The organism is Constrictibacter sp. MBR-5 (assembly GCF_040549485.1).
Taxonomy (GTDB): Bacteria; Pseudomonadota; Alphaproteobacteria; order JAJUGE01; family JAJUGE01; genus Constrictibacter.
Genome location: NZ_JBEPTK010000029.1, coordinates 1 through 21861, shown reverse-complemented (window position 1 = coordinate 21861; position 21861 = coordinate 1). Strand labels below are relative to the sequence as shown.

The following is a 21861-nucleotide window of genomic DNA, read 5'->3' as shown; positions in this document are numbered from 1 at the left end:
CGCGGTTCGTGGTTCGGCAGGTCGGGGCGCGTGCGCGGATAGTCCGTCTGCTGCGTCTCCCACGTCACGATGCCCGACTTGACGTAGATCTTCCAACTGCACGATCCGGTGCAGTTCACTCCGTGGGTCGAGCGCACGATCTTGTCGTGCCGCCAGCGGTTTCTGTACGTGTCTTCCCAGTCGCGGCTCTCGCGCGTGACCTGGCCGTAGCCGTTCGAAAACTGCTCCAGCTCTTTGGGCTGGAGGAAGTTCAGTCTGTCGAGCAGATGGCTCATCTGGCTGTCCTTTGGCTGATCGACGGTGCGGGCTGCGAGTGTCGCGCCCGGACACGGGTTCAATTCATTCGGCGGGCTGGGCAGCCAGACCGCGGCCATGCTCCACGTCGTGGAGCAGCCCGCCCCTGCGGGTATAGAAGGCCCAGGTGAGCGCCAGGCAGATCACGTAGAAGACCAGAAAGCCCCAAAGCGCGCCGACGGGTGAGCCCGTCATGGCGATCGACGTGCCGTAGGCCTTTGGGATGAAGAAAGCGCCATAAGCCGCGATCGCCGACGTGAAAGCGATGATCGCCGCGCTCTCGCGTTCCGCTTGGCGGCGCCTGGCGATCGCGTCGAGTTCGGGCATCAGCCGCGGCACTTCCTTGCCCATGATCGCGGGGATCATCTGGAAGGTCGATGCGTTGCCGACTCCCGTCAGGAAGAACAGCGCCATGAAGGCCGCGAAGAAGCCGGTGAAGTTGCCCGCACCGAGCGCGGCGATGACCCCGAACACCGCGGCAATCATTCCCGCAAAGACCCAGAAGGTCACCCGACCGCCGCCGAACCGGTCGGAAATCCAGCCTGTCGCCGCCCGGCTGAGCGCGCCGACCAGGGGACCGAGGAACACGTATTGCATTGCGTTGACCTCGGGGAAGGCGATCTTCGTGAGAAGCGGAAAGCCCGCCGAATACCCGATGAAGCTGCCGAAGGTGCCCGTGTAGAGGATGCACATCAGCCAGTTGTGCTTGCGGCTGAAGATGATCGCCTGCTCGCGGAAGCTGGCGCGCGCATCGGCGATGTCGTTCATGCCGAGCCAGGCCGCGGCCGTGGCGACCAGGATGAACGGCACCCAGACGAAGCCCGCGTTCTGAAGCCAGAGCCGCCCGCCCGACGACAGGACCTGGGGTTCGCCGCCGATCACCCCGAACACGCCCGCCGTGATGACGAGCGGCACGAGGAACTGCATGACCGAGACGCCGAGATTGCCGAGCCCCGCGTTCAGCGCGAGGGCGTTGCCCTTCTCCGCCTTCGGGAAGAAGTAGGAGATGTTGGCCATCGAGGAGGCGAAATTGCCGCCGCCGAAACCGCAGAGCAGGGCGAGCGCCAGGAAGATCAGGTAGGGCGTCTCGGGGTTCTGCACGGCGTAGCCGATGCCGACGGCCGGCACCAGGAGCGACGCGGTGGAGAGTGTCGTCCACAGTCTCCCGCCGAAGATTGGCACCATGAAGCTGTAGAAGATGCGCAGCGTCGCACCCGACAGGCCCGGCAGTGCGGCCAGCCAGAAGAGCTGGCCGGTGGAGAATGCGAAGCCGATGGCCGGCAGCTGCGCCACCACCATCGACCACACCATCCAGACCGAGAAGGCGAGAAGCAGCGCCGGGATCGAGATCCAGAGGTTTCGGCGCGCCACCCGGCGGCCCTTCTCCCGCCAGAACTCGGTATCTTCGGGCCGCCAGTCCTCGACGACGCGCGGCATGGCGGTGCGCGCCGGATTGTGAATCTCCTGCATCTCCGGCAGGGCCGGGAGTTGGTCCAGCGTCTCGCCGTGAGCTGCGCGCTCCATCGCGCGGATCGACAGGTGCATCCACGACAGGGCGATCGCGACGAACACGAAGAGGAGCGCGAAGCACGAGGTGTAGATGCCGGTGAGATCGAGCAGCATGCCGAAGGCGATCGGCAGGACGAAGCCGCCGAGGCCGCCGATCATGCCGACCAGTCCGCCGACCGCCCCCACATGCTCGGGGTAGTAGACCGGGATGTGCTTGTAGACCGCGGCCTTGCCGAGGCTCATGAAGAAGCCGAGGGCGAAGAGCGTCGCGACGAACGGCCAGAGACCCATCGACGTGGAGAAGGAGATCGGGCCGTGCTTGCCCTGGATCACGTAGTCTGTGGGCGGATAGGACAGCATGAACAGGAAGATCAGGCTGAACCCGAAGGTCCAGTACATGATCGCGCGCGCGCCGAACTTGTCCGACAGATGCCCGCCATAGGCTCGGAAGAGACTAGCTGAAAGGCTGAAGGACGCCGCGGCCATGCCCGCCGTCCTGACGTCGACGCCGTAGACGTCGATCAGGTAGTGCGGCATCCAGAGCGCGAGCGCCACGAACGCGCCGAAGACGAAGAAATAGTAGAGCGAGAAGCGCCAGACCTGCAGCTTCTTCAGCGGCGCGAACTGTTCGGCGAGCGAAGGTGCCTGGATGCCCTTCCGGCGCCGCTCGACCAGCTCCGGCTCATCCTTGGCGAAGACCAGGAAGAGTACGGCGATAACCGCGAGGGCGGCGGCCCACACGTAGGCGACGCCGTGCCAGCCGTAGGCGACCATCACGAAGGGCGCCAGGAACTTCGTCACCGCCGCGCCGACGTTGCCCGCGCCGAAGATGCCGAGCGCCGTCCCCTGCCGACCCGCTTCGCACCAGCGGGAGACATATGCGACACCGATGATGAAGGATCCGCCGGCGAGACCGATGCCCAGGGCCGCGACCAGATACATGACGTAGCCGTCCGCCAGCGTCAGCAGCCACGTGGCGATCGCCGTCAGCATCATCTGCGCCGGAAAGACCAGCCGCCCGCCGTATTTCTCCGTCCACACGCCGAGGAACAGGCGGGTCACCGACCCGGTGAGGATGGGGGTGGCGACGAGCAGCCCGAACTGGAACTCGCTCAGCCCGAGTTCGGCCTTTATGGCGACCCCGATGATCGAGAAGATCGTCCAGACCGCGAAACATACGGTGAAGGCGACGGTGCTCAGCGTGAGCGCGCGGTTCTGATCCGCGCGCAACGGCGCGGTTTGGACGGGCATTGTTCGGCTCCGGCGAAGTATCGTCCCAGCCCCCCTTGGGGCTCGCTCCTAGACGTGCTTCATCGCCGCGTGGCACGACTTGATTCAGATCAAGATCCTGCAGGGCAGCTCTTGAAATAAGCTAGACCTTGTCGATCATCATGACGTGAATGGCACGATGCGAATTTCTGATGCGCCAATTTTCGGTCGGTGACTTGACAATTGTCATGTGCGATAGGTTCGAGTCACGCACCCCAACCCGACTCTGAGAGCCCATGGCCGATTCCTACTTCTCGGATATCCGTAGCCTCGCCCTGTTCTCCGAGATGGAGGACGCTCGTTTCGACCAGCTCATGCGTGGATCGTACGTGCAGAATTTCCCGCCGCAGGTCGAGCTAGTCTCGGAGGGCGATCCGAGCGATTTCTTGCAGATCGTGCTCTCCGGCTCGGTGGAGCTCTACGCCGCGTGGAACAGACGCGAGACCAGCATGGCGACGGTTCGTCCGATATCGACATTCATTCTGGCAGCGACGATCCGAGACGCACCGTATCTCATGTCGGCCCGCACGATAGAGAAGAGCCGTATCGTCCTGATCCCAAGCCGGGACGTGCGCGCGGTTTTCGACCTCGATGGCGCGTTCGCCCGCGCCATCGTTGGAGAACTCGCAAACAGCTACAGGACGGTCGTCAAGACCGCCAAGGAACTCAAACTAAGGACTTCGCTCGAACGACTCGCGAACTACCTGCTCCGGGAGCAGCGGCGGGCCGGAGGCCCACCGGTCTTCGACCTTCCCTTCGACAAGAAGCGTCTCGCCTCTCTTCTCGGCATGACCCCAGAGAATCTGAGTCGCGCCTTCAAGAGCCTGCAGGGCTACGGCGTCGCCATCGACGCAGCGCGGGTGACGATCCAGGATCAGGCGGAACTCGAACGTTTCGCCAAGGCGACGCCTCTCATCGACGACCATACGATCTGAGATGGCGGTCGGGGACGGTTGCGACCGATGAGCCCACGAGCGCCACCCTTTAGGTTTCGGTCCAGGATCGGTGAGCGCCGTCATCCCATGAGCCCTTCTTTTCACACGCGTCCACAACCGACACATAGGCGACAGGCTACCGAAGGCATGCCGTCGACGAACGTCGATGGAAGCGGGATCGGATGACGGCGTCGTGATCGATCGTCTGTCTGCAGAACCAGTCGACCAACTCGGTCGGGACTTCGGCGACATCCTGTTCGCCGCGGTTGAATCGCACGGCGAGGTCGGAGATCGGCTTCAGCCGATCAACGGCGGTGTCGGCAGCAAAGACGCGCCTCGGGTCGAGCGCGGTCAACACGCGGGTCTCCCGCTCGATGTGCGCTGCGGCGAAGTCAACGAACGCGGAAAGTTCGCGGGGGACCACTTCCATATCGCCTGCAGCGATGGCTTCGCAGATCGTATTGATCTGGCGGCACATGTACCGGTGGTCCTCATCGAGATCGTCGATGCCGACCTCAAAGTTGTCCATCCAGCGTAAACATATTTCCGGCATGTAAACCTCCCCTAGATCGGTGCCGATTTGACCGGAAGCACACCCGCGTATCCTTGCGATGCATCAAGTCACACTGGATATTTTGCCGCCGAGCAGGCTCTTCTGCCTGGAGCCGGCGGGGCATGGGACGTTTGGCGGCGGCGGCACGATTCTGCCGTCGCACGCCGCCATGCACGATCTTCGTTTCTGCGGGGATCAGCTCGGCGGTGCGGCGGGGGCACCGTCGACGGACACGGGCCACGGTTCTCCGAGCAGCTTCGGCCCATAGGATGCCAGGTAGACCAGGAACGCGCCCACCCACAGCAGCCCCGAACACGTCAGCAGATGCATATAGAGCGAGTCGAGCAGTGCGGCGGGCACGCGGCACACCGCAGCACCGACGATCATCACATAGGCCGCCGTGGTCCAGCCGTCGGCGGTGAGCGCTCTTCCTGTGTGACCGAGGGTCGCCCGCGTCATGATTGCGAACATCATGGTCGTCATGACGCCCGCCGTGAGGGCGTGCACCGCCGCGCTCGCCGGGACAGCGACGGGGTCATACGCAGCGGCGGCCAGGAGACAGAAGGAGACCGGCAGCCACAGATAGGCGAGATGCAGGATCCACACCAGAGGCTCGCTGCCGGTGCGCCAGCCTTTCCAACGCAGGACGCGAACGAGATGGCCGCAGGCAGCCACCACTGCGGCCACGGCGAGGACGGGGCCTTCCGGCGAGGCGACCCAAAGAACGAGCGTCGCCAGCGTCACCAGCACGACGGCGGCATCGAACCGGGAAGCGTCGGGCGGCATCGCCCCCGCGACCGCGCGCTTCTTCAGCCAGTTGCGCGTGAAGGTCGGGATGATCCGGCCGCCGATCGCCGCCACCAGAAACACGTACGCGGTAATGCCGAGGCGGTTCTCGATGCCGGAGGTCTGAACGAAACCGGCAGCATCCAGGTGGAACAGCAGGTTGCCCCCAAGAAGCACGGCCGGAGCAGCCGCGATGGGAAGATTGCGCCAGTTGCGGCTGGCCACGATCTGCGACGCCGCTCGCGCCAGCACCAACAGGAGAAACAGCAGGTCGATCGCCGCCACCACGGTCGGGCCCACGATGTCCGCGGAGGCCATGACGAGGCGTCCGGTGACCCAGAGCGCGGCGAGGGCCGCGAGGCCGCCGGCGGCGAGTTTGGGCTGCATCGTCCAGCCCGGCACCGCCGTCAGGAGGAATCCCGCGAGGATGGCGGCAGCGAAGCCATAGATCATCTCGTGCGCGTGCCATCCAAGCGCACCGTAGGGGCCACCGATGGCCAATGCGCCGGACAGCGCAGCGAGCCACAGGGCGATGGCGACTAATGCCCAAATGGCACCCAGCAGGAAGAACGGTCGAAAGCCGAGGCGGAACACCGGAGGCGGCAGGCGCCGGTCGGCGTCTGGCGACACCGCACCCGTCTGAAGGGTGCTGCTCATCGGCTCGGTTCCTTGCGACTTGGATCCGCCGCGAGGCCCTCCGTCGCCTCGACCAGATCAGCCTCCAGTTCTTCAGGCGACAGCCCGTAGGAGATCGCGGCCTCCGCAATCGTCATGAACGGCGCCATGACGCAGCCCGGGCAGGCCATGCGGCGTCTGTTGAACACGCCGACGCTGACCGGCCATCGCTCCATCACCTCCGCGACCATCATCCCATCCAACCGAGCGGAAGACATCTCCCCGCCTCCATCACGCGCTTTGACGGCACATGCTAGTCGGCGGTCGGGGAAGCGATGTTGCGCCGGCGCAAGTTCGCGAAGCGCAATCAGGCCTGCTCTGCGATCTGCACCAGCCGGTGCGACTTGCCGATCACCAGGTGACTCGACCGCTTGCCGCTGACGATGCCTTCCTGTTCCCACGCGGCGAGGGTGCGACTGACCGTGAAGAGTGTCGTGGCGATCATCTCGGCGAGTTCCTGGCGCGACACCGCGAACGGGATCTCCACCCCGCCTTCCACCCGCCGCCCCGACTGTTTCACCATGCGCAGCAGGGTGGCGGCGAGCCGGCGCTCGACGCGCTGCGTCGCCGGCTCCTGAAGACGCGCATGCAGATCCGTACGCGCTCAGCCGTCCCCTTCCTGCCGCTGAGCTTCTGACCGTGCAAAGAGACCTTTGGATTGGACGAAGGTGTCCGCATGTTGCGGGGAGTGCGACGGCCGGCGAAGCACGGCCGCTGGGATATGACGGCCGACCTCGCGGTCACTGCAGAGGTCACGGCGGGGTCGAGCACCGTCGTCTTCAGCGAGGACATGACGGGAATCCTGCACCCGTATCTCTCGGTGATCGAACTGAGCGACGGCGCCGGGAACAGCGACGTCTGCCTGGTCCAGGGCGTGAACGAAACCGACGTCACCGTCTGGACGCTGGGCTTCGCCTTCGACTGGAGCGACGCCGCGGCCCTCGGTCGTCCGCATCCACGGCTACGACGTCATGCACGGCGGCACCTATGGCGCCAACTATGGCGGCGGCCACGTCGCCCCCTACCTGAACTGCCCGGCCTTCGTGAACTTGAGCCAGTCCGGCTCCATGGTGATCGCCAACGTGCTGAAGAAGCCCGGCACGAACGGCGATGTCCGCAGCCTCTGCCTCGGCAACAAGGTCGGCAACTCGCCCAACTACAGCCGCGGCATGGTCTTCGTCGGCTGCTCGACGTCGCTGCTGCCGGTCGAGCCGGCGCATCCGCACGTGCGGATCGTCGCCCAGGTCGGCAACATGGGCATGACGCCGCACCAAGCCGGCCTGTGGCTGCCCAAGCTCGATCCGTGGGTGATCGTCGCGCAGCTGCCGGGCCGCCGGGTCGTCGCACTGGATCCCACGAACTACACCTACTAGGCGTTCGACAACAACGTGATCAAGGTGATCGCCGGGGATGCGAACACCAACCAGCGCTTCGCCGCCTGGAAGGTGCCGGCTTCGACGGTGCTGAACTTCGGCCAGCCGACCGTGCCGACGAAGCCGACGCAGATCCGCTGGGGCATCGTCGCACGGACGGTGAGCGGCGCGGCCGGAAGCCTGGCGGTGCAGACCGTCGGCAATAGCGGCTCGACCTCGCTCAGCTATCCCGTCGCCGGCGCGCTCGACTGCATCGAGGTGATGGAAGACGGCGTACCGCCGCAGTGGACCGGCAACCGCACCACCGTGCCGCCGGGCATCCGGATCACGCCCGCCCAGGACCCCTACATCCTCGGCATCTACATGATCGAGGAGCCACGCAACGTCCTGGAGAGCGCCTATCTCGGCCGGGCATCGGGCCGGAAGGTGCCGGTGGCGAAGGGCGTGGCGACCGGCATCTGCAAGGTCACCTGCGAGCGAAACAACAGCGGCTTCGTCCATGTGAAGTTCCGCAACAGCGCGACGATCCGCGGCGGCAACCAGGGCTACTGCTACGACAACGGCGAGTGGTCGATCGCCTTCTCCAGCCACGGCGGCGTGCCGAAGCTGGTCGGGTCAGTGCAGCAGCTCTGGAAGACACAGGATTCCGTGAACGCCGGTGTTCACGATCGACGCCGCCGTGACCGCCGCGGTCTCCGGCTAGGAACTGACGATCTCGGTGGAGTACACCGTCAGCGGCTCCAGCGCCGGCAGCGTCAGCGAATGCATCGGCTATTGGGAGTGCGAGGTGCTGGGCGACGACGCCCACTTGGTGGCGCCGATGGTGACGCGGGTTGCGCTCGCCGTCGAGCAGGCCGGCCGCGCCACGACCTTGGCGCCGACACTTTTGCGCGAGCGAACAGAAGACGGTGCATCGAGCCACTCGCGCTCGGTGTTGCTGAGCAGGTAAGCGACTGCCGCCCAATCACGCTCTCTATGCCGTCCGGCACTGGCTTGTCACAGGTGGTAGATACTTGCTGCGCAGGTAGCGTCAGGCTGTCGGTTCCTCTGACGAGATGAGGCCTACACGGGATGCCGGCAGCGCTATATAGGCCGTAGTGCCGGCATCTTCATGGCTCTCTAGCCAGGTTACGCCGCCGTGCATCTCGACGAACCGGCGCGTTAGAACAAGGCCAAGCCCGGTGCCTTCTGCGGGCCGGGCGAGAAGATGGCCCGCCTGCGCAAATGGCTGGAACAGCTTCGGCATGTCGGCGGCCGCGATCCCGCGGCCGGTATCCTGGACCGCAATGACTAGCCGGCCAGCATCATCGCGCTGGGCCGTGAGGGTGACGTGCCCGCCCGCGGGTGTGAATTTGATCGCATTCGAAAGCAGGTTGAGCAGTGCCTGACGCAACCTGAAGAGATCACCGCGGCACCGCAGAGCCGGTTCGCCAGGCAAACTTTTCAGCACGATACCGTTCGTCACGGCGCGCGGGGTCAGCGTAGTAACGCTATCGTCGATCAGGTCAGCGAGGCAGAAGTCTCCTTCTGCCAGCTCCATCTTGCCGGCCTCCACCTTTGAGAGGTCGAGCACGTCGTTGATGAGGCGCAGCAGGTGGCGTCCGCTGGACTCGATGTGCCCCGCATATTCGCGGTACTTGGGTACGGCATGAGGACCGTAGACCTCTTCCTTCATCATATCGGAAAAGCCGATCACAGCATTCAGTGGCGTCCGGATCTCATGGCTCATGTTGGCGAGGAACTCGGATTTTGCCTCACTGGCTCGTACCAGAGCCTCTTCGACTTCGACGCGCGCGCTGATATCGCGGGCGACACTGACTATCTGAACGGTACCGGTTATGGGATCGACACTCCGCGCGAGATTGGCTTCAGCCCAGACCCAGTGACCGGCCTTATGACGAAACCTGTACCGCACCGTGGCATGCGCCGACGCGTCGAGCATGCGTCGCGTGGTCTCGCGGATGTTGATGACATCCTCAGGGTGCATCTTGTCCGATGTTCGTTCACCGAGGAGTTCCTCGGGCTGCCAGCCGAAGAGCCGCACCGATGCCGGCGAAACGTAGAGACGGCGCAAATCGAGGTCGAACCGGCTGATCATATCGGTCGCGTGATCGGCGAGGAACCGGTAGCGCGCTTCGTTTGCCGTCAGCTTCTGCGCCAGTGCGACCCGCTCACGCTCCTGCAACAGCAAACCACCGAGCAATGGAATTCCGCAAAGATGCATAATGGCCAATGGCCAACCGGCGGCCTGAAGGGTCGACCATCCCAAACCGGCGGTGGGCAGCAACAACATCGACATATCGGTCACAAGCGTCGTGACCGCACCGAGCGCGAGCAGATATCGGTAGTCCAAAGACCGCTGCGTGCGGCGCAAATATCCGGCGAAGGCCAGGCCGCCAAGCCCGACGAGCGCTATGCCGACAATGCCGGGACCGGCGCCGATACCGCCGGCCAGTGCGCGAAAGCTGCCGGCGATCATTACCGCGATCAGCGTCCCGAGCGGTCCGGTGAACACCCCGGCCAAGGCGAGCACGATACCCCGGCCATCGACGAATATTCCGGGTGCGACGGAAAAGGGGATGCTCATACTGATCATCGCCGCGGCACCGAGCATTGCCCCAAGCGCCACCCGGTGCACCACCGTGATCTGCGTGCCGGCGCTGCCGATCTGGGTATAGAGGACGACGACTGCCGCCAACAGGCCAGCATTCTGCCACAGGGCGATTAGAGTTTCGTTGAAATCATGCATTTTTTTGCGTTGCACCCGGCGCGGGAGTTCGGCGCAAGGTAACGTCCGGGCATTAACCAATGCTAAGTGCGCGCTCACACATTCGTGAGAGCGTTGTTTGAGAAGCCTCACCATTGCCCGACCACGGTGACAGATGCAGCGATGAGGATGAGTGCTTCGGCGACACGGGTGAGTTGCTCGTAGTCGCGCACGAGACGGCGGGCCTTCATGATCCAGGCGAAGCTGCACTCGACGACCCAGCGCCGGCGGATGACGGTGAAACCCTGCAGCCGAGCGGGCCCCTCACGAAGCAGGGTCAGGTGCGCATTGGTCTTCTCCCAGTCGACGGGCCTGCCGGCATAGCCGCCGTTGGCATAGGCTCACTCGTCAAAGGGGGCGCGACCAGGACTGCCGGAGGACACCCACGGCGCAATCGCGGTTCTGTACATCGGTGTCGGTCAGTATGTGCCGCTTGCGCCCGTTGATCTTCTTCCGGGCGTCATAGCCCTTGCATCCCGTTTTTGATCGGCGGTCCGGGCGGTCTGGCGGCCGAGGACGGCGGCCGAGGGTGACGGCTCCGGCCCACGCGCTCGCGGTCGGCTATGGCGAGCGTATGGTGAACACGCCGCGATACGCCTTCCCGGTCCAAGCGTCGGAAGTAGTAGTAGACCGTCCGCCAGGGCGGCAGGTCGTGCGCAGCAGGCGCCAGGCCATGCCGGCGCGCAGGAAATAGAGGATCGCGTTTATGATCGCGGAAGATGCCTTCCGCGGCCGCCCGCCGGGGTTCGCTTCGGGTATCAACGGCGCGGTCAATTTCCACTGACCGTCGGTCAGGTCGGTGTCATACGCTCGCCGCTGCGGCGGCCTCCGTCTCGGCGTCGGCGTCGGCTCTCCAACTCGGGTCCGACACGCCAGGAATCACATAAGCGCGTCTTTGGGAATCATTCTCAAACACGCTGTTCGAGATCGACCACCATGCCGCGGTCGGCCGCCCGGACAATTTGTCCCTTTGTCCGCAAATGAAGATGACGCGCCGTTAGGCCCCTTTTAGAAGTCCCCGCGTATTGATGCTCCTAACGCTGCTCATACCGAGGCAGCGATGGGATGGCGTATGATCTCCACCGCAGTCGGAGCAGCGACGGGAACAGATTTTAGTAGGGCGGTGTCGTCGACGCTCGGGCCTGTTCTCATCGTCGACGACGATCCGGTTAACAGACAAATTCTGCGCGAACTCTGCAAACAAGCTGGCGCAGGATCGATCCTTGAGGCCGGCGATGGGGAGCAGGCGCTTGAGATGCTTGCCGAAACGAAGCCCGACTTGGTTCTGCTTGACATCATGATGCCTCGCCTAAACGGCATCGAGACCTGCGCCCGGATCCGTGCGGATGATCGGCACACCACTATGCCCGTCCTGATCCAAACGGCGCTCGCCGATCGAAGGACACGAGCCAAATGCTTCGAAAACGGTGCCAGTGACGTCGTAACAAAGCCCCTTGATCTGGCGGAGATGCGGGCGCGTGTGCGTGTGCATCTCGAAAATCAGCGCCTGATTCGCGAACTGGAAGCATTTCGCGAACGCATGGATATCCATCTTGCACTCACCGCAAAGCTGATGGATGCCCTGCTTCCTCCCCAGCACGAAATCGCCGCAGCCGAAGCTGCTACCCGGCACACGATCGACGTAGTGCACCGGACTTCGGAAGAAATCGGCGGCGATCTTTGGAGCCTGCGCACGCACTCCGACGGCTGGACACTACTGCTGCTCACCGATGCGGTCGGCCACGGCTTCGCGGCGGCGATGAACGCGCTCCGGGTCGATGCCGTCCTGCGTGGTATCGCAGACATGCCGCCATCCCAATTGCTGAGTGAGTTGGACCGCCGCCTCGACGCCCTCGACAAGGGGCAACTGACAGTCGCTGTGACGGCCATCCGGATCGAGCATGCCACAGGCCGCCTCGATATCTGTGCGGCCGGGGCGCCGACCCCCTTGCTGATTGGCGCAAACCGTATCGACGAGGTGTCGACCGGCGGATTGCCGCTGGGGTCCGGCTTGTTCACCCCGAGACAAGCCCGGCTGACCCTCGAATCCGGTCAGGCGCTGCTGATCTGCAGCGATGGCTGGCAGGGCGGCGATGCCGTCCGTGCTCGTTCCCTTCTCGATAGTCGCGCCAGCGCGATCCGGACTGCCACGGCGTCGGAACTCGCGAACTGGGCCGATCGGACCGACGACGACTTGACTCTCATCCTTCTCCGCCGGAGATGACTATGGACGTGCAGATCTCACGCGACGGCAACGACGTTCGCGCCACTTTTCAAGGCATGCTCACCTTCCATGACCACGCAGCCGGAGACCGAGTGCTGTCCGAGGTCGACCGCCTCGTCGGGGGCGGCGTGTCGGACATCCGCTTCGACCTCTCGCGCGTGAACGGACTGGACAGCCATTGGCTGGGCGTCTTCATCCGTATGCTGCGCCGCGCCCGCGAACTGAACGCGCGCCTGGTGATGGAGCATCCCAACTCCGACGTCCGCCGGCTGTTCGCGGTGGTGGAACTCGATCGCCTGCTCGAAATCGCCGAGTAAGACGGGGTGCCGGCATGCTTCCTCGCGCCTTCGTCGACCGATCCGTGACACCGGCCGACCTTCTCCGGCCCAAACTGCTGACCGACGTTGCGGATGCCGTATCGGTGGCCGCCGCGCGCCCAGTCGACGTGTTCACCATCGTCGCCGAGGTTTTCGCGAACGCCTGCAAGCATGCTGCGCTCGACCACCTCGGCGTCCGGGCGCGCACACGCGGTCCGATCCTGCTGATCGCGTTCGATCACGACCCGGCGCTCCAGGAAACCGCTCTCGCCGCGCTGTCCCGCGCCGGCGCCGGTTGGTTACCTGATCTCGACGCCCTCACCGTCGGCGGCCTCGGCCTGCCACTACTGCACCGGCTTTCGCGTCGGGTCACCGTCAGCAACGACAATCGCCGGCTCAATCTCTGGCTCGATTCAAATCTTCGCAAGGAGCACGCCGCATGAAGCTCCCGACCTTTACCGTCGGTATGAAAATCCACGTGATCTCGGTTCTGGCCGTGCTCGGCTTCACTGCAATCATCGGGCTCGCGGTTTTGAAAACCCACAGCATGGCCTTCGCCGATCGCGAGGAAGAACTAAAAGCCCTCTCCCAGACCGCAATGTCCATTGCCGAACATTTCCATATGCAAGAGACGGCGGGCACCATGTCGCGCGTGGAGGCGCAGACAGCCGCGATCTCGGCGATCAAGACCGTGCGTTACAACGAGGCCGACTATTTCTGGATCAACGACATGGAACCTCGGATGGTCATGCACCCGACCAAGCCGGAGTTGGACGGCAAGCCGCTCGGCGACGTCAAGGATCCGGACGGGAAACGACTGTTCCAAGCCTTCGTGGAAAAAGTGAAGGCGGAAGGTGGCGGCATTGTCGACTATCAGTGGCCGAAGCCCGGCTCTGACAAGCCGCAGCCGAAGCTTTCCTATGTCGTCGGCTTCGCGCCCTGGGGCTGGATCGTAGGCACTGGCCTGTATGTGGACGATCTGAATGCGGAAGTTCTGAGCGAAAGCATCGACTATGTGATCGTCGCCGGCATCATCCTCTCCATCATGGGCGGAATCGGATTCTTCCTCGCTCGCAGCCTGACGGTGCCGCTGCGGCGCCTGCGCCAGCCTCTGCTGGCACTGGCAAGCGGCGACGAAAGCGCAGTCATCGAGGTTTCCAAGCGCAAGGACGAGATCGGCGACATGGAGCGCGCGGTGGACGTCCTGCGCGAGCGCGTCGTCGCCGCCTATCAGCAGGCGCAGATGCTGGAGGAGATGGAGACGAACGTGATGATGGCGGACCCGCGCAACGACTTCCGCCTCAGCTACGTCAATCGTTCGGCGCGCGAGACGTTCGAAACGCTCCGCGATATCCTCAAGTTTGAAGGCGACCTGGTCGGCACGTCGATCGACATCTTCCACCGCCACCCCGACCACGCCCGGCGCATCCTGTCATCCCCCGACAATCTGCCCTGGAAGAGCAAGGTGAAGGTCGGAACGGAATCCTTCACCCTGCGTATCGCCGCGATCCGCGACCGCAATGGACACTATATCGGGCCTATGATGACCTGGTCGCAGGACACCGAAATCATCAAGCTCGCCGATGATTTCGAAGCGACGGTGAAGTCGGTCGCCGACGCGCTGGCTCAGACGAGCGGCGAACTGGAGCAGTCCTCCACGTCCCTAGGCCGGACGGCGGATACGACATCGACCGAGGCGGATGTCGTCGCCCTGGCGTCGCAGGATGCCAGCGGCAACGTGGAGACCGTCGCCGCCGCCGCCGAACAACTGCTCGCGTCGATCCAGGAGATCTCCCGTCAGGTGTCCGAAGCGGCCCAGGTGACCGGCGTCGCCGAGGGCCAAGCACGCGGCACCGAGATGGCCGTCACGCGCCTCGACCATGCGGCGCAGACGATCGGCGAGATCGTTGGCCTGATCGAAAGCATCGCCTCGCAGACCAATCTGCTCGCTCTCAACGCCACCATCGAAGCGGCTAGGGCGGGCGAGGCCGGCAAGGGTTTCGCCGTCGTCGCGAGCGAGGTGAAGGGCCTCGCGAACCAGACAGCGAAGGCGACCCAGGACATCCAGACGCAGATCGCCGCGGTGCAGCAGGAAACCCGAACGACCGTCGATGCGATCCGGCAGATCGTCGAGACCGTCGGCAAGGTCAATGGCATTACGGCGACCATCGCCGCAGCCGTCGAGGAGCAGGGCGCTGCCACCCAGGAGATTAGCCGCAGCGTTCAGCAGGCGGCGACCGGCACCCGGAAGGTGTCGAGCAGCATCGGCGCCCTGGTGGACTCCGCCGCCGAGACCAATCGGTCGGCGGAGGGCGTTCGTCAGGCAGCAACGACGGTCGACCAACAGACACGTCGCCTGAACGGCCACGTCGATTCCTTCATTGTCGCGGTGCGCGCTCTCTAGGTCATCTGCGCGTGACAATCGGTGTTGGCGAGATCGCAAACATGCAGACCGACAGCCAACTTTTTCCGCTTTGACCATCGAGATCATGCCGCGCTCGGTAGCCAGCGGTGGACCGCCGCGCGCAACTGCCGTGCTCAGTCAACTCGCCGACGAGATCTCGTCATAGATCCAGTAGAAGCTCGATCGGGCGAGCCGGCCTGATCTGGCACTCACCACCTTGCTGGCTACAAGTCGGTGGCAGAGAGGGTTGGACGTCAGTCCCCCTCCCTCCGCCATTATCTTGTAGCGAACCCGAGATGAGGCTCCCGTTGGGGGCTTTTTCTTTTTGTTTCAAAGGCGTTTAGCCGAGGCAGCCGAACCTAGTCTTCTCCCGAGATCCACTGCACGCGGTCCGCGACCCTCAATCATTTCGCCACCATCCGTCGCCCTCACCGCACGCAGGGCACGCGGCACGAAGCTCGGCAACCCAGCTAAACGCACCGGCCGCAGTCGTCCCGGGGCGCGACATGCAGGTCTCCGAGGCCGATCGCTTCGCCGCCAACGTGCTGCCGGTGATCCGCGCCATCGAGGCGACAGGCATCGCCAGCCTCCGCAGCATCGCCGCCGCGCTCGACGCATGCGGTATACCAAGAGCCCGCGGTGGATGCAGGCAGGTCTCCAACGTCAGGAACGTACTCAGGCGGCAGGTTACCGCTCAGCGGTTTGTTAGCCGGGAGCAAGCAGCGAAGCGCTCGAGAGGATCGAGACCTCCAACCGGAAGAGGTGATTGGCGATCTGGAGGGCTTGGCTGTCGACGACGTCGGGCCAGGCGCTCGCGGTCGGCCAGGACGAGCGTGTGGGCAGGAGCTTTCCTCCTGTCCGCACGTGTCAGGCTTCTCTGGCACCTTCGGACCTCTATTATCCACTTCGGGCAAATCCAGCATACACATCAGACGTCATGGCGCGCGGCCGAGCGCGAGATAGGAGTCGGCACCCCCGCGGTGGGGCCCTGTCCCCTGCGCATCCATCAGCGTCACATCCGCAAGACCGCCGGCCCGCAGCATGTTTGCGAACGCCTCCGGTGCGGGGCGGAGGAAGGCGATGTCGGTCGTCTCCCGCCGGGTGGCGCCGTCCGGCGCCACGATTTCGTTCGTCATCCGCCAACGTGCCACCTCGGGGTTGACGTCCAGCAGGGGATCGAGGATGCAGCGAAGCCTCGATCCGTCGCTGTCGCGCCTGATGTCCCGGGCGATGACTGTGCCGGTGGCCGGTTCGCTAGGTGCGTCCATCACAAGGGCCAGGACGCCGCCGGGATTGAGGTGCTTCAGCGCGCGGTGGAGCGCCGCCTCCATCTGCCCCGGCTCCGCCAGAAGCGTCAGGCTGCCCGCCGCGCAGAAAATCAACCCGAAGCGGCGGCCGAGGGCGAACGTCGTCATGTCCGCCTCATGGAGCACGGGCGCGAGGCCCATCTCGCCGGCACGATCCCGGCACCGCGCCAGCATGTCGGCCGAATTGTCGAGCCCCTCCACGGTATGCCCTTCGGCTAGCAGCGGCAGCAGCATGCGACCCGTGCCGCTGGCCAGTTCCAGCGCGGCACCGTCACAATCCGTGCATAGCCTGCGCCAGAGCACGAGGTCGGCGCTAGCGTCGGCGTCGGTGTAATCGTCATAGATCTCGGCGAGGAGGCCATCATAGAGCGCGCGAGCCATCGTCATCGACATTGTCCGAGCAGTCAGGGAGTACCAAGCGCCTTGGACGGATTGCCCTCGTCGACTGGGTTGATCAATTCTAGCCGGATGACGTCATGGCCGCTCTCGTGCCGACCGTGCCGGAAATGTGCCACCTCTTGGTCCACCTGGGCAGCGACGGAGATTCTTGACGATTCGCACGCGGACTATCTGCGGCGCCACCGGAGGAGGAGGAGGACCGGTCGGAAGGCCTGGCAACCCTGCGAACTTGGCCGAAGCGGACGGCGCTGAAGCCGGTCGAAGGCAACCCCGGCAAGCGCTCGCTGAAGCCAAACGAGCCCAAGCCGGTCACCGCCGTGCCGGCCTGCCCGGCGCATCTGAGCCGGACCGCCAAGGCAGAATGGAAGCGCCTGGCGCGCCAGCTGGAGATCCTCGGCATCATCAGCCAGCTCAACCGCGCCGCCTTCGCCGCCTACTACCAAGCCTATGGCCGCTGGGTAGAGGCGGAGCGCAAGCTTGCCGAGATGCCGACTCTGATTAAGCTGCCCTTCCGCTGTATCCAGACACGCTATGGCTCAGTGCCACCAACGAGGAGATCGAGTTGGTACCGCCGCCCCCCGATAAGGCTGCGCCTTAGGTGCCGCTTAAAGCGACCATCTTATTGTTCAGTCACGAAAATGTAGCCCGAACCCCGGACCGTCTTGATGACCTGGGGTTTTGCCGGATCGGGCTCGATCTTTCGGCGGATGCGGGTGATGCGGATGTCGATGCTGCGGTCGAACGGTTCCCACTGTCGATTGTGCGCGAGATCGAGCAGTTGGTCGCGGGTCAGCACCCGGTTCGGGTGGCTGGCGAAAGCATTCAGTAGATCGAATTCCATGGTGGTGAGCTTCAGTTCGCTGCCGTCGTCACAGTGGAGGCGGTGGCTGTCGAGGTCGAGCCAAGCCAGACCCATGCGCACGCGCCGGTTCTTGTCCGGCTGCGGTTCCAAACGCGAAGGCGCTCGGGTGCGCCTCAATATGCTGCTGATACGCGCCCGCAACTCGCGCAGGTCGAAAGGCTTGGTGACGTAGTCGTCCGCGCCGATCTCCAGTCCGACAATGCGGTCGACGACCTCGTCGGCGCTCGTCAGCATGATGATCGCCACGTCGTAATGTTCGCGGAGCCACCGGGCGAGGGTAAAGCCGTCATCCCCGGGCATACGCAGGTCGAGCAGGACGAGATCGGCTCGGCGGTCCTCACGAGCAGGAGGCGAGGCCGAATGCGGCGGCTCAGTTAGATGTCCCGCTCCATCTTAGCGTCCGTGCGCCCCTGCCCTGCGGGAGCCATCTCCGCTCCGATCGCAGCCTCCGCCGCTTCAACAAACTCTGCCGGCGGTAGGCCAGCGGGGATCGGCGGACCGTAAGATACGATGATGGTTCCCGCCCGCTTGAAGCGGGCGTCTCGACCCCAGAATGCGCCCGAGTTCACCGCAACGGGCAGGACCTGCATGTTCAGCTTCCGGTAGAGCAGCCCCACGCCGCGCTTGAAGACAAGGCCGTCGGACGTGCTGCCACGCGTGCCCTCCGGGAAGACCAGGACGGAGCGCCCTTGTGCCAGAGCAGCGCGGCCTTCGTCGACCATCGTCCTCAGCGACCGCGACCCCGCCTCACGATCGATGATGATCATCGGCGACCGTCTCAGGTACCAGGCAAACACGGGGATGTTGATCAACTCCTGCTTCGCGACGATCGCTACGTCCGGCATGAGCACGACAAAGGCGATCGTCTCCCACGTCGACTGGTGATTGCAGACGAGCAGGCAGGGCTGGTCGGGGATGTTCTCGCGACCGTGTTCGACGTGATCAAGACCGACGACGTGCTTCAGCAGGAGCAGCACGCCTCGTGCCCACCACCGGGTCACTTTCCGGATGGTGCGCTCGGACGAGTGAGCCACGGCCAGCACAGGGACGGCAAGGCCGAAAAGTCCCGTCCAAAGCGCCAACAGGACATCGAACGATATCGACCGAATGCGCTGCACCGATACGAACCCGCTTCTTTCCCCTCTGCCACGGTGTCGATATCAGACCGAGATGGCGGACGTCGAGTTTGCTGCTGTCCGAGGATAACACCTGAAATGGATCATGCCGAACGAGATCATCCGCACCGAACCCAGTGTATCCCTCACATCAGAACGGCACCGGCGCGCCGGTGACTGCCGCCGCCCATGCTACGAAGCACTGCTGGAACTGTTCACCATCCAGGCTGGCGAGAATGTTGCCGAGTTGGCCGTCAGACGCCGTGCCTCGGGCCATGATTCGCTGGAACCGGCGCAGCAGGGCAAGACTCTTGTCGCCGAAGCGGGGCATGTCGCAGACGGCGGTCTATCTGCACGGCTCGGCCGTAGCCGAGGGTCTGCGCAGGCACAGCGATGTCGACCTGCTGGCCGTCATGGAAGGCTCGCTGTCGGCGTCCGCCCGCCGGGATCTGGCGGCGGACCTGATGGCCGTTTACGGGCGCTATCCATTCGACAGGGAGGGGCGGCGACCGCTCGAAGTGATCGTCTTCCGGTCGGCCGATCTGGTCCGCCTGCCGTATCCGGCACGCGCCGAGTTTGTCTATGGCGAATGGCTGCGCGGCGCGTTCGAAGGGGGTGCGGTCCCGGACGGCGAGACGACCCCGGAGTTCACCCTGGTCCTGGCCCAGGCGAGGGAGCAGGCGGTCCCCCTGTTCGGCCCCGCCGTCACCGAACGCGTGCCCGACATACCCTTCCCGGACATATGCCGAGCGATCGGCGATCTCCTGCCGGACCTCGTCGCGGGCGCGGAAGGAGACGAGCGCAACGTCCTGCTGACCCTGGCGCGGATGTGGGCGACGATCTCGACCGGCCGGTTCCTCTCCAAGGCTGCCGCCGCCGACTGGGCCGCGCCACAATTGACGAACCAGGCGGCAGGCGCGCTCCTGTGCGCGAAGCGATCCTATCCCGGACAGGGCAGCTTTGACGTGAGCGTTTGGCATGCCGAACTTGGCTTGGCGGTCGAAGAGATGCGGCAGCGCATCATGTCCATGCTCTGATCGCTTCCCCTCTGCCGGCTCCAGTTGCTCGCAAACCCAGCGCTGGCCGGCAGGAGATCCGTTAAAGTCGCCGATGCGATGGAGACCGGCGCCGGACCTTCACGAGGGGTCGGATCCTCAAGACCGCCGGCCTTGCCAATTGATCGGAACCCGCCTCAACAGCCGGTGTTCCGAGCGTGCCGCGATCACCGCACGAAATCTGGAGATCGATGCATGCCGCTCGATCAGAAGGGCGCCGATGCGCGCCACGCGCAACTCTACCGTATGGTCATGGAGGGTCATGTCTGCCCCTTCGGCCTGAAATCGAAAGACCTGCTTCAGCGCCGGGGCTTCACCGTTGACGATCACTGGCTCCGGACGCGCGAAGAGACGGATGCGTTCCAGCGAGAGCATCACGTCGAAACGACGCCCCAGGTTTTCATCGGCGGTGAGCGGATCGGCGGCTACGACGACCTGCGCAGGCACTTCGGTCAGCACGTCAAGGAGGAAGGCGAGACCAGCTACCGGCCCATCATCGCCATCTTTTCGGTCGGCTTGCTGATGGCAGTCGCGGTCAGCTATGTCGCGCATGGGAGCGTCCTCATCGTTCGCGCGATCGAGTGGTTCATCGCCATCTCCATGTGCCTCCTGGGGGTTCAGAAGCTGCAGGACCTCGATGGCTTCAGCACGATGTTCCTCAACTACGACCTCCTCGCCAAGCGCTGGGTGCGCTACGCTTACCTATACCCGTTCGGCGAGACCCTGGCCGGCGTGCTGATGATCGCCGGCGCGTTCGTCTGGGCCGCCTCCCCCATCGCATTGTTCATCGGCACCGTAGGCGCCTTCTCCGTCTTCAAGGCTGTCTACGTCGAGAAACGCGAACTCAAATGTGCCTGCGTCGGCGGTGGAAGCAGCGTTCCTCTGGGGTTCATCTCACTGACCGAGAACCTCATGATGATCGCGATGGCGATCTGGATGCCGATCCGGATGTACGTGATCGGCTGACCAGAACGATCCTTCTCAGTCCCCGAACCATGCCGGCGCTCGGGGCGATATCGATGAAGAGGCTTCGCCGCAGCCGACGCCCTCACTCGAAGTCCGTCCGGATGGATTTCGTCGATCGGCAACCAAACGGCGAGGCGCTCCATCCCCGGCACGCAATCATCGCGGACCTACCGATGCATCGACGATGGACGATGCACGGCTCTCCGATGGTTCAATCTCGACGCCCGACGTGCCCCTCGATGATCGATACCGAACCCGGCGGCTCACTTGGAGGCCCCATCCCCATCCTACTTCTCGGCGGCTCTGCCCCCGGCCCTGCGGGCGCCATCTCTGCTCCGATCGCAGCCTCCGCCGCTTCAACGAACTCTGCCGGCGGCAGGCCAGCCGGGATCTGCGCACGGTAAGACACGGTGATGGTTCCCGGCCGCTTGAAAAGTACATCTCGACCCCAAAAGCGCCGGTGTTGACCGTACGGGACGGGTGGCAACAGGAGGTCGACATGAACAACCTCACCTGGGATGTATGAAATCCGGGAAAGCTGGCGCCATTCGCGCACGCGGCCAGATACTGCCATAGTTCGACCCGTGCCGAACCGTGCCGCCTCGGACAAGGCTAGGATCGCGCCTTGTGTTCCCTCAGCGAAGCGGTTGATGATGAGCCTTTCGGGACGACGGCTGACGACACTGGTCTGCATCGCGCAGGTGCTGACAATGCTCGGCTTTTCGACCTATCCGGTCCTTCTAGGGCCGCTGCGCGACGCCTGGGCGCTCAACAACACCGAAGCCGGCTGGATCGGCGGCAGCTTCTTTGCCGGCTATACCGTCGCCGTCCCGGTGCTGGTCACGTTGACCGACAAGATCGACCCGCGCCGAATCTGGCTCGTCGGCGCCTCGCTGGCGATCCTCGGTAACGCCGGTTTCGCGGCCTTTGCCGACGGGTTGGGAAGCGCGCTGTTCCTGCAGGCTTTGGCTGGTGCCGGTCTCGCCGGCACCTACATGCCCGGCCTCCGCCTTCTGGCCGACCGCTTGTCGGGAAGCGCCCAGTCGCGCGC

The 21861-nt window shown here is 64.5% G+C and carries 24 protein-coding genes and 1 pseudogene; 11 read left to right on the top strand and 14 right to left on the bottom strand.

From position 1 onward, the window contains the following. Positions 1-275 (bottom strand): hypothetical protein (locus ABIE65_RS27090; protein ID WP_354081874.1); only part of this gene is annotated, 275 nt, incomplete at its 3' end. Positions 276-339: 64 nt separating this feature from the next. Further along, positions 340-3054: a nitrate/nitrite transporter gene (locus tag ABIE65_RS27085; protein WP_354081873.1), complete on the bottom strand. Its 2715-nt coding sequence runs from the start codon at positions 3052-3054 to the stop codon at positions 340-342. Positions 3055-3308: 254 nt separating this feature from the next. On the opposite strand from ABIE65_RS27085, the gene ABIE65_RS27080 reads away from it, so the two are divergent. Then, positions 3309-4007, top strand: coding sequence for a helix-turn-helix domain-containing protein (locus ABIE65_RS27080; RefSeq protein ID WP_354081872.1), 699 nt, complete (start codon positions 3309-3311; stop codon positions 4005-4007). A gap of 136 nt (positions 4008-4143) precedes the next feature. On the opposite strand, the gene ABIE65_RS27075 is transcribed toward ABIE65_RS27080, so the two are convergent. The 4 genes from ABIE65_RS27075 to ABIE65_RS27060 all read right to left on the bottom strand — a co-directional run bounded on the left by ABIE65_RS27075 (position 4144) and on the right by ABIE65_RS27060 (position 6613). Then, positions 4144-4560 (bottom strand): hypothetical protein, encoded by a 417-nt coding sequence (locus ABIE65_RS27075; protein ID WP_354081871.1) that lies wholly within the window; start codon positions 4558-4560, stop codon positions 4144-4146. A 195-nt stretch (positions 4561-4755) separates the two neighbouring features. Further along, positions 4756-6003, bottom strand: coding sequence for an NnrS family protein (locus ABIE65_RS27070; protein WP_354081870.1), 1248 nt, complete (start codon positions 6001-6003; stop codon positions 4756-4758). Next, positions 6000-6239 carry a hypothetical protein gene (locus ABIE65_RS27065; protein ID WP_354081869.1) on the bottom strand — a complete coding sequence of 80 codons (240 nt, stop codon included), beginning with the start codon at positions 6237-6239 and terminating at the stop codon, positions 6000-6002. The genes ABIE65_RS27070 and ABIE65_RS27065 overlap by 4 nt, the downstream gene beginning before the upstream one ends. Positions 6240-6328: 89 nt before the next feature. Next, positions 6329-6613 carry a helix-turn-helix domain-containing protein gene (locus ABIE65_RS27060; RefSeq protein ID WP_354081877.1) on the bottom strand — a complete coding sequence of 95 codons (285 nt, stop codon included), beginning with the start codon at positions 6611-6613 and terminating at the stop codon, positions 6329-6331. A gap of 379 nt (positions 6614-6992) precedes the next feature. Here ABIE65_RS27060 and ABIE65_RS27055 point away from each other — a divergent pair, with 379 nt between their 5' ends. Together ABIE65_RS27055 and ABIE65_RS27050 are read left to right on the top strand one after the other, a co-directional pair. Next, positions 6993-7394 carry a hypothetical protein gene (locus ABIE65_RS27055; RefSeq protein ID WP_354081868.1) on the top strand — a complete coding sequence of 134 codons (402 nt, stop codon included), beginning with the start codon at positions 6993-6995 and terminating at the stop codon, positions 7392-7394. A 15-nt stretch (positions 7395-7409) separates the two neighbouring features. After that, complete coding sequence (locus tag ABIE65_RS27050) at positions 7410-8453, top strand: hypothetical protein (protein ID WP_354081867.1); 1044 nt, start codon at positions 7410-7412, stop codon at positions 8451-8453. On the opposite strand, the gene ABIE65_RS27045 is transcribed toward ABIE65_RS27050, so the two are convergent. The 3 genes from ABIE65_RS27045 to ABIE65_RS27035 all read right to left on the bottom strand — a co-directional run bounded on the left by ABIE65_RS27045 (position 8425) and on the right by ABIE65_RS27035 (position 10956). Beyond that, positions 8425-10143 (bottom strand): ATP-binding protein, encoded by a 1719-nt coding sequence (locus ABIE65_RS27045; RefSeq protein WP_354081866.1) that lies wholly within the window; start codon positions 10141-10143, stop codon positions 8425-8427. The genes ABIE65_RS27050 and ABIE65_RS27045 overlap by 29 nt on opposite strands. Positions 10144-10250: 107 nt before the next feature. Then, complete coding sequence (locus tag ABIE65_RS27040) at positions 10251-10412, bottom strand: transposase (RefSeq protein ID WP_502918582.1); 162 nt, start codon at positions 10410-10412, stop codon at positions 10251-10253. Between the two features lie 310 nt (positions 10413-10722). Further along, positions 10723-10956: a transposase gene (locus ABIE65_RS27035; RefSeq protein ID WP_354081876.1), complete on the bottom strand. Its 234-nt coding sequence runs from the start codon at positions 10954-10956 to the stop codon at positions 10723-10725. 277 nt (positions 10957-11233) lie between these two features. Here ABIE65_RS27035 and ABIE65_RS27030 point away from each other — a divergent pair, with 277 nt between their 5' ends. From ABIE65_RS27030 to ABIE65_RS27015, 4 genes are read left to right on the top strand one after another with little or no spacing between them, the layout of a single operon-like run. Then, entirely contained in the window at positions 11234-12385 is a 1152-nt protein-coding gene (locus ABIE65_RS27030) for a response regulator (protein WP_354081865.1), read from the top strand. 2 nt (positions 12386-12387) lie between these two features. Next, on the top strand, positions 12388-12702 hold the full coding sequence (locus tag ABIE65_RS27025; protein WP_354081864.1) for an STAS domain-containing protein: 315 nt from the start codon (positions 12388-12390) through the stop codon (positions 12700-12702). Positions 12703-12746: 44 nt separating this feature from the next. Then, positions 12747-13145 (top strand): ATP-binding protein, encoded by a 399-nt coding sequence (locus ABIE65_RS27020; RefSeq protein WP_354081863.1) that lies wholly within the window; start codon positions 12747-12749, stop codon positions 13143-13145. Beyond that, positions 13142-15106, top strand: coding sequence for a cache domain-containing protein (locus tag ABIE65_RS27015; RefSeq protein WP_354081862.1), 1965 nt, complete (start codon positions 13142-13144; stop codon positions 15104-15106). The genes ABIE65_RS27020 and ABIE65_RS27015 overlap by 4 nt, the downstream gene beginning before the upstream one ends. Positions 15107-16041: 935 nt before the next feature. Here ABIE65_RS27015 and ABIE65_RS27010 read toward each other — a convergent pair. Continuing rightward, a complete protein-coding gene (locus ABIE65_RS27010) occupies positions 16042-16800 on the bottom strand; it encodes a class I SAM-dependent DNA methyltransferase (protein ID WP_354081861.1) in 759 nt (252 codons plus the stop codon). Positions 16801-17129: 329 nt separating this feature from the next. On the opposite strand from ABIE65_RS27010, the gene ABIE65_RS27005 reads away from it, so the two are divergent. After that, positions 17130-17456, top strand: a complete 327-nt coding sequence (locus ABIE65_RS27005; protein ID WP_354081860.1) for a P27 family phage terminase small subunit — start codon at positions 17130-17132, stop codon at positions 17454-17456. Here ABIE65_RS27005 and ABIE65_RS27000 read toward each other — a convergent pair. The 4 genes and pseudogenes from ABIE65_RS27000 to ABIE65_RS26985 form a co-directional block, all read right to left on the bottom strand. Then, complete coding sequence (locus tag ABIE65_RS27000) at positions 17432-17824, bottom strand: winged helix-turn-helix domain-containing protein (RefSeq protein WP_354081875.1); 393 nt, start codon at positions 17822-17824, stop codon at positions 17432-17434. The two genes, ABIE65_RS27005 and ABIE65_RS27000, sit on opposite strands and share 25 nt — an antisense overlap. Next, positions 17813-17998 (bottom strand): annotated as a pseudogene (locus ABIE65_RS26995) (response regulator); the annotation flags it as partial. The pseudogene ABIE65_RS26995 and the gene ABIE65_RS27000, both read right to left, overlap by 12 nt. A gap of 50 nt (positions 17999-18048) precedes the next feature. Continuing rightward, entirely contained in the window at positions 18049-18651 is a 603-nt protein-coding gene (locus ABIE65_RS26990; protein WP_354081859.1) for a lysophospholipid acyltransferase family protein, read from the bottom strand. Positions 18652-18940: 289 nt separating this feature from the next. Continuing rightward, positions 18941-19120 (bottom strand): hypothetical protein, encoded by a 180-nt coding sequence (locus ABIE65_RS26985; RefSeq protein ID WP_354081858.1) that lies wholly within the window; start codon positions 19118-19120, stop codon positions 18941-18943. Here ABIE65_RS26985 and ABIE65_RS26980 point away from each other — a divergent pair. The 3 genes from ABIE65_RS26980 to ABIE65_RS26970 form a co-directional block, all read left to right on the top strand. Beyond that, a complete protein-coding gene (locus tag ABIE65_RS26980) occupies positions 19119-19826 on the top strand; it encodes an aminoglycoside adenylyltransferase domain-containing protein (protein ID WP_354081857.1) in 708 nt (235 codons plus the stop codon). The genes ABIE65_RS26985 and ABIE65_RS26980 overlap by 2 nt on opposite strands. Positions 19827-20039: 213 nt before the next feature. Beyond that, positions 20040-20810 carry a MauE/DoxX family redox-associated membrane protein gene (locus tag ABIE65_RS26975; RefSeq protein ID WP_354081856.1) on the top strand — a complete coding sequence of 257 codons (771 nt, stop codon included), beginning with the start codon at positions 20040-20042 and terminating at the stop codon, positions 20808-20810. Between the two features lie 650 nt (positions 20811-21460). Continuing rightward, positions 21461-21861: MFS transporter (locus ABIE65_RS26970; protein ID WP_354081855.1), on the top strand; the 401-nt coding region annotated here is incomplete at its 3' end.

Excerpts from the sequence above, each read along its gene's own strand:
- ABIE65_RS27030 (WP_354081865.1), top strand. The coding sequence starts at position 11,234 with ATGATCTCCACCGCAGTCGGAGCAGCGACGGGAACAGATTTTAGTAGG.
- ABIE65_RS26980 (WP_354081857.1), top strand. The coding sequence starts at position 19,119 with ATGTCGCAGACGGCGGTCTATCTGCACGGCTCGGCCGTAGCCGAGGGT.
- ABIE65_RS27010 (WP_354081861.1), bottom strand. The coding sequence starts at position 16,800 with ATGACGATGGCTCGCGCGCTCTATGATGGCCTCCTCGCCGAGATCTAT.
- ABIE65_RS27065 (WP_354081869.1), bottom strand. The coding sequence starts at position 6,239 with ATGTCTTCCGCTCGGTTGGATGGGATGATGGTCGCGGAGGTGATGGAG.
- ABIE65_RS27025 (WP_354081864.1), top strand. The coding sequence starts at position 12,388 with ATGGACGTGCAGATCTCACGCGACGGCAACGACGTTCGCGCCACTTTT.
- ABIE65_RS27055 (WP_354081868.1), top strand. The coding sequence starts at position 6,993 with ATGCACGGCGGCACCTATGGCGCCAACTATGGCGGCGGCCACGTCGCC.
- ABIE65_RS27075 (WP_354081871.1), bottom strand. The coding sequence starts at position 4,560 with ATGCCGGAAATATGTTTACGCTGGATGGACAACTTTGAGGTCGGCATC.
- ABIE65_RS27015 (WP_354081862.1), top strand. The coding sequence starts at position 13,142 with ATGAAGCTCCCGACCTTTACCGTCGGTATGAAAATCCACGTGATCTCG.
- ABIE65_RS27080 (WP_354081872.1), top strand. The coding sequence starts at position 3,309 with ATGGCCGATTCCTACTTCTCGGATATCCGTAGCCTCGCCCTGTTCTCC.
- ABIE65_RS27085 (WP_354081873.1), bottom strand. The coding sequence starts at position 3,054 with ATGCCCGTCCAAACCGCGCCGTTGCGCGCGGATCAGAACCGCGCGCTC.
- ABIE65_RS26975 (WP_354081856.1), top strand. The coding sequence starts at position 20,040 with ATGCCGCTCGATCAGAAGGGCGCCGATGCGCGCCACGCGCAACTCTAC.
- ABIE65_RS26985 (WP_354081858.1), bottom strand. The coding sequence starts at position 19,120 with ATGCCCCGCTTCGGCGACAAGAGTCTTGCCCTGCTGCGCCGGTTCCAG.
- ABIE65_RS27045 (WP_354081866.1), bottom strand. The coding sequence starts at position 10,143 with ATGCATGATTTCAACGAAACTCTAATCGCCCTGTGGCAGAATGCTGGC.
- ABIE65_RS27070 (WP_354081870.1), bottom strand. The coding sequence starts at position 6,003 with ATGAGCAGCACCCTTCAGACGGGTGCGGTGTCGCCAGACGCCGACCGG.